The organism is Oceanobacillus locisalsi (assembly GCF_042675985.1).
Lineage (GTDB): Bacteria > Bacillota > Bacilli > Bacillales > Amphibacillaceae > Oceanobacillus > Oceanobacillus locisalsi.
This window is the reverse complement of record NZ_JBHTKK010000008.1, coordinates 60,149-75,254: the sequence shown is the minus strand read 5'-3', so window position 1 is coordinate 75,254 and position 15,106 is coordinate 60,149. Positions and strand designations below refer to the sequence as shown.

Genomic DNA, 15,106 nt, shown 5'->3' with positions numbered 1-15,106 from the left:
CTGCTTATGCATCCATATTTTTAATTAATTCATCAGCGAATTCAGAGCATTTCACTTCAGTTGCACCATCCATCAGACGGGCAAAATCATAAGTGACCACTTTTGAACCGATTGTTTTATCCATTGATTTTGTAATTAAATCTGCTGCTTCTCTCCACTCTAAATGCTCAAGCATTAATACAGCAGAAAGAATAACAGAAGATGGATTCACTTTATCCATCCCTGCATATTTCGGTGCAGTTCCGTGTGTTGCTTCAAAAATAGCATGTCCTGTATCATAATTGATGTTTGCTCCCGGAGCAATACCAATTCCGCCGACTTGTGCAGCAAGTGCATCGGAAATATAGTCTCCGTTTAAGTTCATCGTTGCAACAACATCAAACTCTTTTGGACGAGTAAGAATTTGCTGTAAGAAAATATCTGCAATCGAATCTTTTACAATAAGTTTACCAGCTGCCACTGCTTCATCCTCAGCCTTATTTGCTGCTTCTTTCCCTTCTGCTTCTACAATACGGTCATACTCTGCCCATGTAAATACTTTGTCTCCGAATTCTTGTTCAGCAACTTCATATCCCCATGCTTTAAATGCGCCTTCTGTAAATTTCATGATATTCCCTTTATGGACTAGGGTAACATTCTTACGTCCTTCATTCAGAGCATAATTAATTGCCGCACGGACAATACGTTTCGTACCTTCTTCAGATACCGGTTTCACGCCGATGCCGGATGTTTCTGGGAAGCGCACATTCTTTACGCCCATTTCATTTTGTAAAAAGTCTAGAACTTTATTCACATCGTCTGTGCCTTGTTGCCATTCAATACCAGCGTAAATATCCTCGGTATTTTCACGGAAAATAACCATGTCTACATCTTCCGGCTGTTTTACCGGAGAAGGAACACCGTCAAAATAACGTACTGGACGCAAGCATGTAAATAAATCCAATTCTTGGCGTAAAGCAACGTTAAGAGAACGGAAACCTCCGCCGATTGGAGTGGTTAAAGGTCCTTTAATAGCAATCTTATATTCATCGATTTTATCAAGTGTATCTTGCGGTAACCATTCTCCAGTTTTATCAAAAGCTTTCTGTCCGGCATATACTTCTAACCAATCTACTGATTTTTCACCATTATAAGCCTTTTCAACAGACGCCTCAATAACGCGGCGGGCAGCAGCCCAAATATCCGGGCCGGTTCCATCCCCTTCAATGAATGGAATAATTGGTTTGTTTGGTACATTCATTTCGCCATTTTCTACTACAATTTTTTCACCTTGTGTCATAGATAAGACCCTCCTAGTTATGATTCCTGTTACATTCTATCACATTTTAACAAGATTAGCTTCTATCATTAATAGAAACATACTCTCGTAAATCCGGACCGCTATACTCTGCACGCGGACGAATTAAACGATTATCTGCATACTGTTCCAGAATATGAGCAATCCATCCGGAAGTTCTGCTTACAGCAAATATCGGAGTAAATAAATCTTCCTCAATTCCTAAGCTGTGGTACACGGTTGCGCTGTAAAAGTCAACGTTTGCAGGCAGCCCTTTTTGTTCTTTTACATACTCTTCAATTTTAATAGACATGTTATACCATTTTTCCTGTCCCGTACGTTTTGTTAATTGTCTGGACATTTCTCTTAAGAATTTAGCACGCGGGTCGCCATTTCGATAGACGCGGTGTCCCATTCCCATAACCTTTTCTTTATTATCAAATTTTTCTTGAATATAAGGAATAGCATTTTCTTCTTCTCCAATTTCATGGAGCATTTTCATAACATTTTCATTCGCGCCGCCATGCAAAGGCCCTTTTAAAGCACCGATTGCTGCTACCATACCGGAGTAAATATCTGAAAGTGTTGCGACACAAACCCGAGCTGTAAATGTAGACGCATTTAATTCATGATCTGCATGCAGTACAAGTGCTTTATTAATCGCTTCTATTTCAATATCTTCCGGCTCTTCCCCATTCAGCATATATAAGAAGTTGGCAGAATAACCTAAGTCTTCTTTCGGCTGTACTGGGTCTTTTCCATCTCGAATTCTTGCAAATGCCGTCACGATAGAAGCAATTTTTGCTTGAATTCGAATAGCTTTTCTTTTATTGGATGCTTCATCTGTTTCATCTGCTTCTTCATCATAAATTCCCAACAGAGAAACAGCCGTCCGCAAGGCAGCCATCGGTTGCACGCTTTTCAAATCATAAGAACGCAAATGATCAATAATAGCATCGGAAATAACCATGTTCTTTGCTAAATCAGACTTTAAGTCATCTAATTCTGACTTTGTAGGAAGTTTTTGGTTCCAGAGTAAATAAATAATCTCTTCGAAACTGGAATTTTCAGCTAAATCATCAATCTTATAACCAACATAGGATAATTGATCATCAATAATGGAGCTAATTGCTGATTGTGTTGCAACAATATTCTCTAATCCTTTTGTTGTATTTGCCATTTTACCCTCTCCCTTTCCAGATAATCAAAATATTTCGTATTTATTCCTATAAAGTAAAAATAGTATAAGGGTGACAAACAAAATTTAGATGTTTAAAGCTATGTAGGAATAAAATTTGCGCAAGTTTATACTCGCATAGCACTATTTTAGGTGATGGAACGCGCGTCTTGCAGATAATGAAATGTAGTACCATAATCTTTTGAAAGTTACAAATTAATGAATATACTGTTCTTTCTAAAACATGCTTAAAACATCTTTTCTTTATCTATACCCTTCAGCCTCATTAAAAAAACTAATTTTTTCAGCTGCCCATCTTTCATTATAAAGGATAATAAGCAGAATGTGAATTGAAACCGTTTAAATTCCATCAATTAACTGTAAGATTTTTCTCTTTTACGTGCTGTTTTGCAGGTTCATCCTGTTTCTGAGATCTTATCACTTCTACTTTTCAAGATGGAAGCATAGAATATATCAGGTCTTTTTTTTGGAGGAAATGTTGATGCCATCAAAAATTATCGGACAACTTAGCCGCAGCCTTATCGTTATAATCATTGCAAGCAGCAGTATATTTCTGCTCTTTCTACTATTTCCTTATATCTATCCGATTTTGATAGCTTTTTTATTAGCTTCTATTTTCCAGCCGCTTATCAGGTTGTTGATAAACAAGTTAAAAATGCCGCGCTTACTGGCTTTAATATGCACTTTTTTCCTTTTTCTCAGTGTATTTTTTACTGCTTTATTCTTTTTAGTGAGCGAAATCTACCAGGGAATCCTTTATTTATCGGACAACCTCCCTGTCTATTTTCACTTTGTGATGGAAAAATTTCAGCTGCTGCTGGATACGTATATACTACCCTTATACGATCAATTGCTTTCACTTTTAACAACACTGCAAGCAGATTACAGATTAGAAGTTTATGAGTATATTCATTCTTTGACAGAATCGATCACCCAGGCTTTCTCCCGTTTTTTCCAAATACTGCTGCAGCAAACGGCCGGGTTTTTGATGGTACTCCCGAATTCTTTTACTGTTTTTATTTTTATTGTACTGGCTACCTTTATGATCAGTTATGATTACCACAATATCCAACATAAATTTTACAACACCATACCATCTCATTGGTACGCTCTCTATAAAAAAATAACCTCTCACTTAAAAGAGGCTGTGATTGGTTATTTTAGAGCACAGGTAATACTTGTTTGTATTTCTGCAGTTATTTTGTGTGCCGGTCTGCTCATTCTTCGTGTGGAGCACGCATTTACAATTGTTTTATTTGCAGCCCTCGCTGATTTTATGCCTTATTTAGGGATCGGCATTATTCTTATACCTTGGATTCTTATCAGTTTTCTGGCCCTTGATTATCCATTAACGATTGGTTTATGCATACTGTATGCGCTGATTATTATTATCAGACAGCTTATAGAGCCTAAAATCGTAGCAACGTCTATCGGCATTTCACCTTTAATAATGCTGATAGGAATGTTTTTAGGCGTGCAATGGTTCGGTGTTCTAGGCTTTATTTTTGCGCCTGTGGCGCTGGTTATGATACTTGCTGTAAAAAAATCCGGCGTGTTTCAGCAGTTATTTCTTTATATTAAAGGATAGCTTATTACCAGCGGCGGTAAATAATTGTATTTCTGCCTATCAATTGCGTGGTTAATTTCTTTAACTGCTTTTTAAATTGCTTTCTTGTCCAAGGAATTAATAATAGCAAACCGGCCGCATCCAGTACAAATCCCGGAATAATAAGTAAAAATGCACCAAGCAATGTAGCTATGCCATCGAGAATTTCTTCGGTCGGAGGAAAACCTCTTTGTATTTGCTGTTGCGAACGTCTAACGACTTCCATGCCCTGGTACCTGGCAAGAATGATACCTAACAAAGCTGTAGCAATAATTAATCCAACAACGGATAATACACCAATAAGCCGGCTTAGCCAAAGAAAAACACCAATTTCGATGGCTGGAATAAGGATGAGAGCCGGAAGAAGGTACTTCATTTTCATTTTTTACTCCCTTTCTTTTGTGGCGGCTGAATTATTTTTGCTTCAGCGCCTGTAATGACTTTCTAATACAAAAGGACAGGTCATATTATAAACAGAACCTCCGAGCATATTTTCGGAGGTTCTGTTACTTTTTGAGTCAACTATTCAAGTGGACACGCACACTTACAGTACGTCCGCATGGCCAGCATATACTTGACCGCGGCTGCTGTCTACAGTTATGGCCGTCTTCCAGCAGTTCAAAGACATTCTCTACACCTACAACAACTGGAATACCAAGACTGACACCAACTACCGCTGCATGGGAAGTCAGACCGCCCTCTTCTGTAATGACAGCACCAGCTTTTTCAATCGCCGGCATCATTTCTTTTTCCGTAGCATGTGTAACCAGGATGTCTCCTTCTTCCATACGGGAAAGTGCTTCTTCATTATTTTTAGCAAAGACAACATGTCCATATGCTCTGCTTCTGCCGACACCTTGTCCTTTGGCAATAACATCCCCGATAACATGCACTTTCATCAGGTTGGTGGTCCCTTTCTCACCGGCAGGTATCCCTGCAACTACGAGAACGGTATCTCCGCGTTTGCATACGCCTGCTTCCAGCCCTTGTTTTACGGATACTTCCAACATTTCATCGGTGGATTTCGTTGGTGTTCCCATCACTGCATGAACACCCCATACAAGCGCTAATTGCCGATTGACAGATTCATCTACTGTAACTGCGATAATGGTTGCTTTCGGACGATATTTTGACATCATACGGGCTGTCGATCCGCTTTCTGTCGGAGCAACAATCGTACCGATATTTAAATTATATGCTGTATGAGATACAGATTGTGTGATGGCTTCTCTGATTTCCATATCTACATTTTTGGAACGTTCTTCTAAAATTACTTTATGGTTTAATCCGGACTCTGCTTTTAAAGCAATATTACTCATTGTTTGCACGGATTCTACCGGATAAGCACCTGCAGCTGTCTCACCGGAAAGCATGATAGCATCTGTACCGTCAAAAATAGCATTAGCTACGTCAGAAGCTTCTGCACGGGTTGGACGCGGATTGCGCTGCATGGAATCCAACATTTGTGTTGCCGTAATAACCGGTTTGCCTGCTGTGTTACACTGTTTAATAAGTTTTTTCTGCACTAGAGGAACCTCTTCTGCAGGTATCTCTACCCCAAGATCTCCTCGCGCAACCATTAAACCATCACTTACTTCCAGGATACTGTCAATATTATCTACGCCTTCCTGGTTTTCAATTTTAGGCACGATTTTTATATGCTCTGCATTATGTTTCTCCAGAACCTCTTTGATTTCCAAAACATCGGACGGGCGGCGGACAAAAGATGCTGCAATAAAATCGATTCCCTGTTCAATTCCAAAAATAATATCGTTGGTATCTTTTTCTGTAATTCCGGGAAGGTTAACCGATACATTCGGAACATTAACGCCTTTTTTATTTTTTATCTCTCCGGAGTTTAATGCTACCGTAGCGATTTCGCGATCGTCCGGATTGGTTTCTTGTACTTCCAATTCAATAAGTCCGTCATCCAGCAAAATTTTAGAACCTTTATGGACGTCATTGATTAATCCATCATAAGTTACACTGAATTTTTCAGCAGTACCTTCAACTTCGTCCATAGAAACAATGACTTTTTCACCTTGGACAATATCCGCTCTTCCTCCTTGAAAGCTTCCTGTACGGATTTCAGGACCCTTTGTATCCAGAAGAATCGCTACGGTTTTATTTTTATTCGCAGCTGCTTCGCGAATATTATTAATTCTTGCGCCATGCTCATCATAGTCTCCATGGGAGAAGTTTAATCTGGCTACATTCATGCCTGCATCGATTAATTGCTCTAATCTTTCTACTGACTCCGATGCCGGGCCAATTGTACAAACTATTTTCGTGTTTCTCATTTTATTTCCTCCTTCAATTCATAACCAAACCTTCATCAGGCACTCCATATGGATTTTTGAACTTTTTTAGATAGATAGCTCTTTAGATAACTGAAACATTTCACTATTAATATGATGCTTCTGATTTAAAATATCATCCATATCATTATCAATAATGTGATTCTTTCGGATACCTACCATTCTGCTGCTTTTATTATCCAAAAGTAATTCCACCGCTGCTGCACCAAGACGGCTTGCTAATACTCTATCCTGACCGGTTGGCGAACCACCTCTTTGAATGTGTCCTAACACTGTGACACGTGTTTCCAAATCAGTGGTTTCTTCGATGTATTTTCCAACTTCAAATCCACTGGCGACACCCTCAGCAAGCAAAATAATACTGTGTTTTTTGCCACGTTTATGACCGCGATTTAACCGGTCGACAACTTCTGAAAACTCTTCTTTTTGTTCAGGGATGAGGATACTTTCTGCACCTACAGACATGCCTGCCCACAGAGCTAAGTCTCCTGCGTTGCGACCCATTACTTCAATGATATATGTCCGCTCATGAGAAGTAGCGGTATCACGAACTTTATCCACAGCTTCTATGATGGTATTCAAAGACGTGTCAAATCCAACGGTAAAATCCGTTCCTGCTATATCATTATCAATTGTTCCCGGTACACCAATACAAGGAATCCCCTTCTCCGTCAACTTTTGCGCACCTTTGAAACTGCCATCGCCGCCAATGACAACCAGTCCTTCTATTCCTGCTTTCTTCAGTTGTTCGACCGCTTTTTTCTGACCTTCATCGGTTTTAAATTCTTCGCTTCTGGCAGAAAATAAAATCGTGCCGCCCCGGTGGATAATATCACCGACAGAACCAAGGTGCATTCTTTCAAAATTACCTTCCATCAAACCATAAAAACCATTTTTGACGCCAAATACTTCCATATCATGATAGATAGCTTTTCGGACAACTGCCCTGATGGCAGCATTCATACCTGGAGCATCTCCACCACTTGTTAACACACCAATTCTTTTCATTTATTTACCCACCTTCATGTTAAAATATTGCCATACACTTTTTAATACGTATTCAAAGAGTTCGATAAATACGATCAAGTCGGCTCAAACCGAAACTTCATGGGAGCGCGATTACTCGTCCCGTCAGAAAAAGCCCGCTAACGAAGAAATGCGCCCTGTTCGTTTTATTGGACTTTTTGAACATCCTCTTTAAGTATATTCAAATGTTGATTCAACCCGGCATTCTTCTCCGGTTTTTATAACCAGCCGCTATCATCAAAAAATGCTCTATTTTACTGCATTCCCCGTGCCGGACTTTCAAAACACATGAAACCTTTTTTAAGTATAAATAAAAGATAAAGAAATTCGTTGGGAAAAGGTATTTTCAAGCAAAACACGTAAATAATTGATGATAGCTCTTATCTTTCGTCTGCTACATCATCTATTTTACATGATTCTTTCATTATAATCCAAACTAAAATAAAGGCTGATATGTATACTCAGCCTTTATAAACCATTATAGCGTTTGAAATGAACCAATCTTTTTATATTTTTGCCATCTTTCTTCCACAATATCCTCCGATGACAATCCTTTCAATTCGTTAATTGATTTTTCAAGTACTTGATCAATAAAGACAGCTTGTTCATCAATATCTCGATGTGCTCCACCTTTTGGTTCCGGTATGACTTCATCGATAACATCCAATTGTTTCAAGTCCGGCGCTGTAATTTTCATGGTCTCAGCGGCCCGCTGTGCTTCTCCTGCATCTTTCCAAAGAATAGCAGCTGCACCTTCTGGAGATATCACGGAATATGTAGAATTCTCCAGCATATGGACGCGATTTCCTACACCAATTCCCAATGCGCCGCCGCTTCCGCCTTCACCAATGACAATACATATAATAGGGACGGTTAATCCAGCCATTTCCATCAAGTTTTTAGCGATAGCTTCACTCTGCCCTCTTTCTTCAGCAGCTTTGCCCGGATAAGCGCCCTTCGTATCAATAAAGGTAACGATGGGGCGATGAAATTTCTCTGCCTGTTTCATATGACGCAGCGCTTTTCGATAGCCTTCAGGATGAGGCATGCCAAAATTACGTCTAATATTTTCTTTCGTATCTTTTCCACGCTGATGGCCAATTACAGTGACAGGCTGTTCCTTATAATAAGCTATCCCGGATATAATTGCTTCATCTTCGCCAAATAAACGGTCTCCATGAAATTCAATAAAATCCTCAAATAACCTGTCTACATAATCCCGTGTAGTAGGACGGTCCGTATGTCTTGCCATCTGCACTCTATTCCAAGGCTTCAGATTTCCGTAAATATCATCTTCCAGCCTCGCTAAACGCTCTTCCAACGTTCTGATTTCTTCTCTTAAATCAATATCGCTGTTTTCGGTAAATGATTTTAGTTCTTTAATTTTTTCTTTTAAATTTACAATCGGCTTTTCAAAGTCTAATATCTGTGTCACGTTTGATTACCTCCCATCCGCGTGCATGGACAATATCTTTCCAAGCGTTTTTTTCATATCATGACGGTGAATAACCTTGTCTAATTGACCATGCTCCAACTGAAATTCAGAGGTCTGAAAATCATTTGGCAGTTTTTCCCGAATCGTCTGCTCAATAATTCTGCGGCCTGCAAAACCAATGAGTGCTCCCGGTTCAGCAAAATTATAGTCCCCAATCGATGCAAAACTTGCAGATACACCACCGGTAGTTGGATGCGTCATAACAGAAATCATTAAATTGCCGCTGTCTCTAAATCGTTTCACAGCAAAAGAAGTTTTTGCCATCTGCATTAAACTTAAAAGCCCTTCCTGCATACGAGCACCGCCAGAAGCTGTAAATATAATGAAAGGTATAGATTCTTCCCTGGCGTTTTCGATGGCTCTTGCAATCTTTTCACCGATGGCAGATCCCATACTCCCCATTCGAAAGTTGGAATCCATCACTGCAAAGGCAATCTGATTTCCCTCAACAGCACCAGTTCCGGTAACTATCCCTTCATTCAAGCCCGTTTTTTGACGATCTTTATTAATCTTGGACTCATAATCAGGAAAATCAAGCGGGTTGGCTGAAGTAAGCCCCCGATCCCATTCTTGGAATGTTCCTTCGTCAAATAAACTCTCCACTCTTGTCCATGCCCGCAACGGATGATGATACCCGCAGTTTGGACACACATATAAAGCATTGGCTATTTCTTTTCGATAATAAATCTGCTTACAATTATCACATTTCTGCATTAATCCCTCTGGAACGTCAACTTTTGCTTTCTCACTCGGGATTGACGCATACTTTTTACGCTTGCCGAAAAAATCTTTAAGTGGCAAAGCTTATCCCCCCTTTTGCTACTGCTAGGTCATGTTTAATAAAGTATATAAATAAATTGCAAATATTAACCTGCATTCCATTACATGTCAGGCAAGAACGTTTTTCTTTATCTTACCATTGTAAACTATTTTACCGAGTTATAATAGTACAAGTTCAAAAAGAATAAGGCAATAAAAACCCAACCAATAGATTACCACCTGATAGCGACTCGCGCAATCACGTTGTTTTCATTCTTACCATTTTATCACAGTGCCCGCTGCGAAAAAATACCCCTGAGACATGTACACATGACAAATTGTCTCAGGGGATCATAGTCAAATTATTTGTTGATTTCTCTGGTAAGCGTTCTTGTCTTCTCTGCTACTTCCTCTGGATCAACTTGAATACGTGCTACACCCGTTTTCATCGCTGCAGCAGCTACGTGTTTGGCTACAAGCGGAGCGACTCTGCCATCAAATGGAGAAGGGATTACATAATCTTCATTCAGTTCCGTTTCTTCAATCAAAGAAGCAATTCCTTCAGCAGCAGCGATTTTCATTTCCTCATTGATACGTGTTGCTCTTACATCTAGGGCACCCCGGAAAATACCTGGAAAAGCAAGCACATTATTTACTTGGTTTGGAAAATCTGAACGGCCGGTGCCGATAACCTTTGCTCCGGCTTCTTTTGCATCCTCCGGCAGAATTTCCGGGTCCGGATTTGCCATTGCAAAAATAATTGCATCATCATTCATTTTCTCAACCATCTCCTGTGTTAAAGCGCCGCCTACGGAAACGCCGACAAATACATCTGCACCTTCTAATACATCTTCCAGACTGCCCTCAATTTTCTGCGCATTTGTATATTTTGCTACCATTTCTTTTACTTTGTTCATCCCTTTTGGACGACCTTCATAGATTGCGCCTCGCGAATCACACATAATCATATCATGAACGCCTAAACTTCTTAGTAACCGGATGATTGCAATACCGGCTGCTCCTGCTCCATTTGCTACCACTTTTATGTTTGAAAAATCTTTACCCACTAATTTTAAAGCATTCATCAGTCCTGCGACTGTAACAATCGCTGTACCATGCTGATCATCATGAAATATAGGAATATTGGTTTCACTTTTGAGCCGGTCTTCTATAATAAAACAATTTGGCGCTGCGATATCTTCCAGATTAACTCCGCCAAAGGTCGGTTCCATCAACTTAACCGTTTCTACAATTTTATCTACGTCCTGCGTGCCCAAGGAGATTGGAAAAGCATCCACTCCTGCAAAACCTTTAAATAATACTGCTTTTCCTTCCATCACCGGCAGGGAAGCTTCTGCGCCGATATTACCGAGACCTAAAACAGCTGATCCATCACTTACTACCGCAACCATATTCCCCTTCATGGTGTAATCGTAGACTGTTTCTTTCCGCTCGTAAATTTCTTTACAAGGTTCCGCTACGCCCGGAGAATAAGCTAAACTCAAATCTTCCTTATTTTTTACCGGTACTTTCGCTTTCACTTCCAATTTTCCTTGCTTCTGTTCATGTAAATGTAATGCTTCATCTCGTAGGTTTGCCATTGAATTCCGCTCCTTTGATTACAATAGATAATATGTAAAATGTATTACGCTTACATATCTGTTCAAGCCTGTTAAATCCCTTTTATTATAACAGATGAAGAGTTTGTGTAAAGTAACTAAAACGATGAATTATGTTCTTTTCTATTCGTATGCGTTACGCGCAAATATCACAAAACGATGCAAAAGAGTCTCCGATAAAAATGCCGAGAATACACCATTTAAACCGAAGCCCCTTTTATATGCTTTACATGACACCATTAGAACATTTTTCGTAACGATAGCAATTACCTTACCACCACGTTATCATGTCCAAATTTATTTTTCAGCTGTCTTATTTCCTTATCTGTTAAGTGAAGTGAATAACTGTTAGCAAGCCGGTAAGTTTCTTTATTCGCAGGATGATACACAATAACCGGAGTGGTTCCGGGAAAATCCTCTGCTAACTGCCGCAAATAGTTTAAAACACTCCGTTTATCCTGATCCGTCATTCGGATAAATAATTTATTTGTTTCTGGTATACCTACGTTGGAAAGATCAAAAGCTTCTATTTCTTTGATAACAAACTGCAGCTTCCCATTCCGTTCTTCCACAGAAATACGCATCCAAACGATTTGTTCTTCTTCCAGACGGTTTGAGATATGCCGGAATAAATCCGGAAAAATAACAGCATCCATCTTTTTATCTTCGTCCGATATCGTTAAAAAAGCCATTCTTTCTTTATTTTTAGTACGAATTACTTTTATTTCTTCCACAACACCGACCGTGAAAATTTCTTTCCTTGTACCAGTGAAGCGCTCAGCTTGTTTGAAAGAAACAATTCCGTTTGCCCTTAACACATTCCGGTAACTCTCAAACGGATGATTCGAAATATAAATCCCCATCAACTCTTTTTCAAAAGTGAGTTTCTGTATTTTCGTGTAATCTTCTGCCGCTGTATATTCCAATGCATTCTGAAATAAAGAAGCGTCTTCATACATTCCTTGAAACAGCTCCTTTTGTTCGAGCGCCGGTTCAATAGTAGCAATCAGACTCGCCCGGTTAGAATGAAATGTATCGAATGCACCGGCTAACACAAGGTTTCGAATCGTGGCCCGATTTACTTTTTTTATATCTACTCGCATACAAAAATCAAAAAAATTGGCGAACGGAGCTTCTTTGCGGATTTCCAAAATATGAACCAATGCTTGATAACTCATCCCTTTAATAGCAGCTAATCCCGTGCGTACCTTCTTTTTTTCGACCGTAAATTGCTGATAACTCCGATTAATATGCGGTGGAAGCATAGCAATATCCAGTTCTTTTAAGGAAGCCTGATAAGCTGATAATTTTTCAGGCTGATTTTTCGCATCCGTTAACAGGCATGAAAAGAATACCTCTGGATAATGGGCTTTTAAAAAACTGAGTTGATAAGATATTTTACTATAAGCTACTGCATGGCTTCTCGGAAATCCGTAATTGGAAAAACGAACGATCCAGCTGAAGATTTCCCCGGCCACAGCTTGCGAGTACCCATTCTTTATACACCCTTCTATAAAAGCCTTCTCCTGCTGTTGCATCACACTTTTTTCTTTCTTGCTGACAGCTCTCCTTAAAATATCAGCTCCGCCAAGACTAAATCCGGCAATACGGTGGGCAATCTGCATAATCTGTTCCTGGTAAATCAGCACGCCGTATGTCGATTTTAAAATGGGCTCTAAATCCGGATGCGGGTAGGTAACAGGTTCCTGCTTGAATTTCCGCCGGATATAAACAGGAATAAAATCCATCGGCCCCGGCCGGTATAGCGCATTTACTGCTACAATATCCTCGAATGAAGATGGTTTTAATTCTGTAAGCACTTTTTGCATTCCCGCTGATTCCAATTGAAAGACCCCGCTGGTATCTCCTTCTCGTAACATGGCAAATGTCTTTTCATCCTGCTCAGGAATAGCTGTTAATACGGCATCCTTCTTATACGTATATGCTACACCATTCGCTACCCTTTCTATTATCGACAGGTTTCTGAGTCCTAAAAAGTCCATTTTCAGCAGTCCTGCTGCCTCCAGCTCATTCATGGCATATTGCGTTAAATAGGTGTCTCCTGTACCGCTTGTTAAAGGAACATCAGCTACTAATGGCTGTTCACTGATAACAACACCTGCTGCGTGGGTAGATATATTTCTTGGCAATCCTTCTAATTTAATAGCGATTGTAAACAAAACTTTTAATTTTTCAGATGTTTTCACATACGCAGCTAATTCTGTTGCATCCTGCAGGAACTTTTTGATACTGCTTGGAGATATTCGTTTCATCTCTTGTAAAATGTAGCGGGCGTCCTGATCATGCACATCCATTGTCTTCATCAATTCACGCAGAACAGAGCGCGCCGCAAACGTTCCAAAAGTAATAATCTGTGCAACGTGTTCCTCTCCATACTTATTCCGCACATAATCAATGACTTCATCACGTCGCATATCAGAAAAATCCACGTCAATATCCGGCATGGTCAGCCGCTGTGGATTTAAAAAACGTTCAAATAACAGATTATATTTTAATGGATCAACCTCTGTAATCCCTAAAATATAAGCTACGATCGAGCCTGCCGAAGAACCTCTGCCCGGTCCGACCATGATATGATTTGTTTTAGCAAACTGAATAAAATCAGCAACAATTAAAAAATAGTCACTGTAATGCATGCTTGTAATTGTTTTTAGTTCATATTCCAGCCGGTCCCGATGTACCTCTGTAATTGTCTCATAACGTTCCTGCAGCCCTTTTTCACAGCATTCCCGCAAATACATATCTGCTGATTGTCCGGCTGGTGTCGGAAAAGACGGCAGATGCTGTTCATCGAAATGTAAATATGTTGTACATTTATAAGCGATTTCTTCCGTTTTATCTAAAAGTTCCGGCCAAGCATGAAATAATTGCTTCATTTCCTCTGGAGAAGCGAAATGATGCCCTTGAGGCAGGTTTTCCTTGCTTTGAGGCACCCATTTCTCTCCGGTACGCATCGCTTGCAAACAATCATAAGCGAATACATCCTGCTCGTCCAGATACAGAACATCCTGTATAGCAACATACGAAAAATCCGCCTCTTTCCATAGCGGCAATAAATGCGTTTCGGCATCCATTCCAACATAAAAATCCCCACCCTGGAAACAGGATGCTGCTTCTCTTAGCTGCTGAAAGACCATAGCTTTATCTTGTTCTTCCAAAACATTTTTCGCTGGTAAGTACGATTTTCCAGGCAGTATTCCAATGACGCCATCTGTATATGCGGCAAGCTGCTCAACAGGTAATGTATCAAGGTGATTTATCTGTAAATAAGTACTTAACTTTAACAGCTGTTGGTAGCCGGTCTTATTTTTGGCAAGGACAATAATCGGATAACTTTGTTCATTTTCTCCTATTTGAATCGTAACAGTCATTCCGATAATCGGTTTTATCCCTTGATCCATACAAGCTTTATAGAATGAAATAGCACCATAAAGCACAGCTTCATCTGTTAAACATAAGCTGCGATACTGATTATTTTTCGCTTTTTGCACAAGTTTTTGTATAGAAACGGTGCTCTTCATCAAACTATAACCGCTTTTTACTGATATATGTGTGTACGTCATTCTACCCGCCTTCTTTCTATATCTATTATAACAAGATAGGACATACGTGCCTATTGATATTGTTTATTACCTTTAAAGCGCAACATGGCCATTCTTAAAAAATGAATGCAGGAAAGCTGAAATATTGTACTTTCTTATTTCTCATATCCTGCCTGCTTCATTCATAAGATAGAAATATAGCACCTCCAATCACAAGAGTTGCCAATTATAAGACAAGCTACATCG

The 15,106-nt window shown here is 39.7% G+C and carries 9 protein-coding genes and 1 pseudogene; 1 reads left to right on the top strand and 9 read right to left on the bottom strand.

The genetic code is table 11. From position 1 onward, the window contains the following. Positions 1-4: 4 nt before the first annotated feature. Positions 5-1,300 (bottom strand): NADP-dependent isocitrate dehydrogenase, encoded by a 1,296-nt coding sequence (gene icd, locus ACFQ19_RS08490; protein WP_379591708.1) that lies wholly within the window; start codon positions 1,298-1,300, stop codon positions 5-7. Positions 1,301-1,334: 34 nt separating this feature from the next. Beyond that, positions 1,335-2,456: a citrate synthase gene (citZ, locus tag ACFQ19_RS08485; protein ID WP_379591648.1), complete on the bottom strand. Its 1,122-nt coding sequence runs from the start codon at positions 2,454-2,456 to the stop codon at positions 1,335-1,337. A 499-nt stretch (positions 2,457-2,955) separates the two neighbouring features. Here citZ and ytvI point away from each other — a divergent pair, with 499 nt between their 5' ends. Continuing rightward, a complete protein-coding gene (ytvI, locus tag ACFQ19_RS08480) occupies positions 2,956-4,062 on the top strand; it encodes a sporulation integral membrane protein YtvI (RefSeq protein ID WP_379591647.1) in 1,107 nt (368 codons plus the stop codon). Positions 4,063-4,066: 4 nt separating this feature from the next. Here the strand turns inward: ytvI and ACFQ19_RS08475 are convergent, their stop codons facing one another. The 7 genes and pseudogenes from ACFQ19_RS08475 to dnaE form a co-directional block, all read right to left on the bottom strand. Continuing rightward, on the bottom strand, positions 4,067-4,462 hold the full coding sequence (locus tag ACFQ19_RS08475; RefSeq protein ID WP_379591646.1) for an FxsA family protein: 396 nt from the start codon (positions 4,460-4,462) through the stop codon (positions 4,067-4,069). A 162-nt stretch (positions 4,463-4,624) separates the two neighbouring features. After that, positions 4,625-6,380 (bottom strand): annotated as a pseudogene (gene pyk, locus ACFQ19_RS08470) (pyruvate kinase). 66 nt (positions 6,381-6,446) lie between these two features. After that, entirely contained in the window at positions 6,447-7,406 is a 960-nt protein-coding gene (gene pfkA, locus ACFQ19_RS08465) for a 6-phosphofructokinase (protein WP_379591645.1), read from the bottom strand. A 496-nt stretch (positions 7,407-7,902) separates the two neighbouring features. Next, on the bottom strand, positions 7,903-8,859 hold the full coding sequence (locus ACFQ19_RS08460) for an acetyl-CoA carboxylase carboxyltransferase subunit alpha (protein WP_379591644.1): 957 nt from the start codon (positions 8,857-8,859) through the stop codon (positions 7,903-7,905). A gap of 6 nt (positions 8,860-8,865) precedes the next feature. Further along, positions 8,866-9,720, bottom strand: a complete 855-nt coding sequence (gene accD / locus ACFQ19_RS08455; protein ID WP_379591643.1) for an acetyl-CoA carboxylase, carboxyltransferase subunit beta — start codon at positions 9,718-9,720, stop codon at positions 8,866-8,868. Between the two features lie 320 nt (positions 9,721-10,040). Continuing rightward, positions 10,041-11,279: an NAD(P)-dependent malic enzyme gene (locus tag ACFQ19_RS08450; RefSeq protein WP_379591642.1), complete on the bottom strand. Its 1,239-nt coding sequence runs from the start codon at positions 11,277-11,279 to the stop codon at positions 10,041-10,043. 284 nt (positions 11,280-11,563) lie between these two features. Beyond that, on the bottom strand, positions 11,564-14,881 hold the full coding sequence (dnaE, locus tag ACFQ19_RS08445; protein WP_379591641.1) for a DNA polymerase III subunit alpha: 3,318 nt from the start codon (positions 14,879-14,881) through the stop codon (positions 11,564-11,566). Between the last annotated feature and the right edge of the window lie 225 nt (positions 14,882-15,106).

What these genes read in the sequence shown, in the direction of transcription:
- ACFQ19_RS08450 (WP_379591642.1), bottom strand. Translation starts at nt 11,279, where the DNA reads ATGGCAAACCTACGAGATGAAGCATTACATTTACATGAACAGAAGCAA.
- citZ (WP_379591648.1), bottom strand. Translation starts at nt 2,456, where the DNA reads ATGGCAAATACAACAAAAGGATTAGAGAATATTGTTGCAACACAATCA.
- pfkA (WP_379591645.1), bottom strand. Translation starts at nt 7,406, where the DNA reads ATGAAAAGAATTGGTGTGTTAACAAGTGGTGGAGATGCTCCAGGTATG.
- dnaE (WP_379591641.1), bottom strand. Translation starts at nt 14,881, where the DNA reads ATGACGTACACACATATATCAGTAAAAAGCGGTTATAGTTTGATGAAG.
- ACFQ19_RS08475 (WP_379591646.1), bottom strand. Translation starts at nt 4,462, where the DNA reads ATGAAAATGAAGTACCTTCTTCCGGCTCTCATCCTTATTCCAGCCATC.
- ytvI (WP_379591647.1), top strand. Translation starts at nt 2,956, where the DNA reads ATGCCATCAAAAATTATCGGACAACTTAGCCGCAGCCTTATCGTTATA.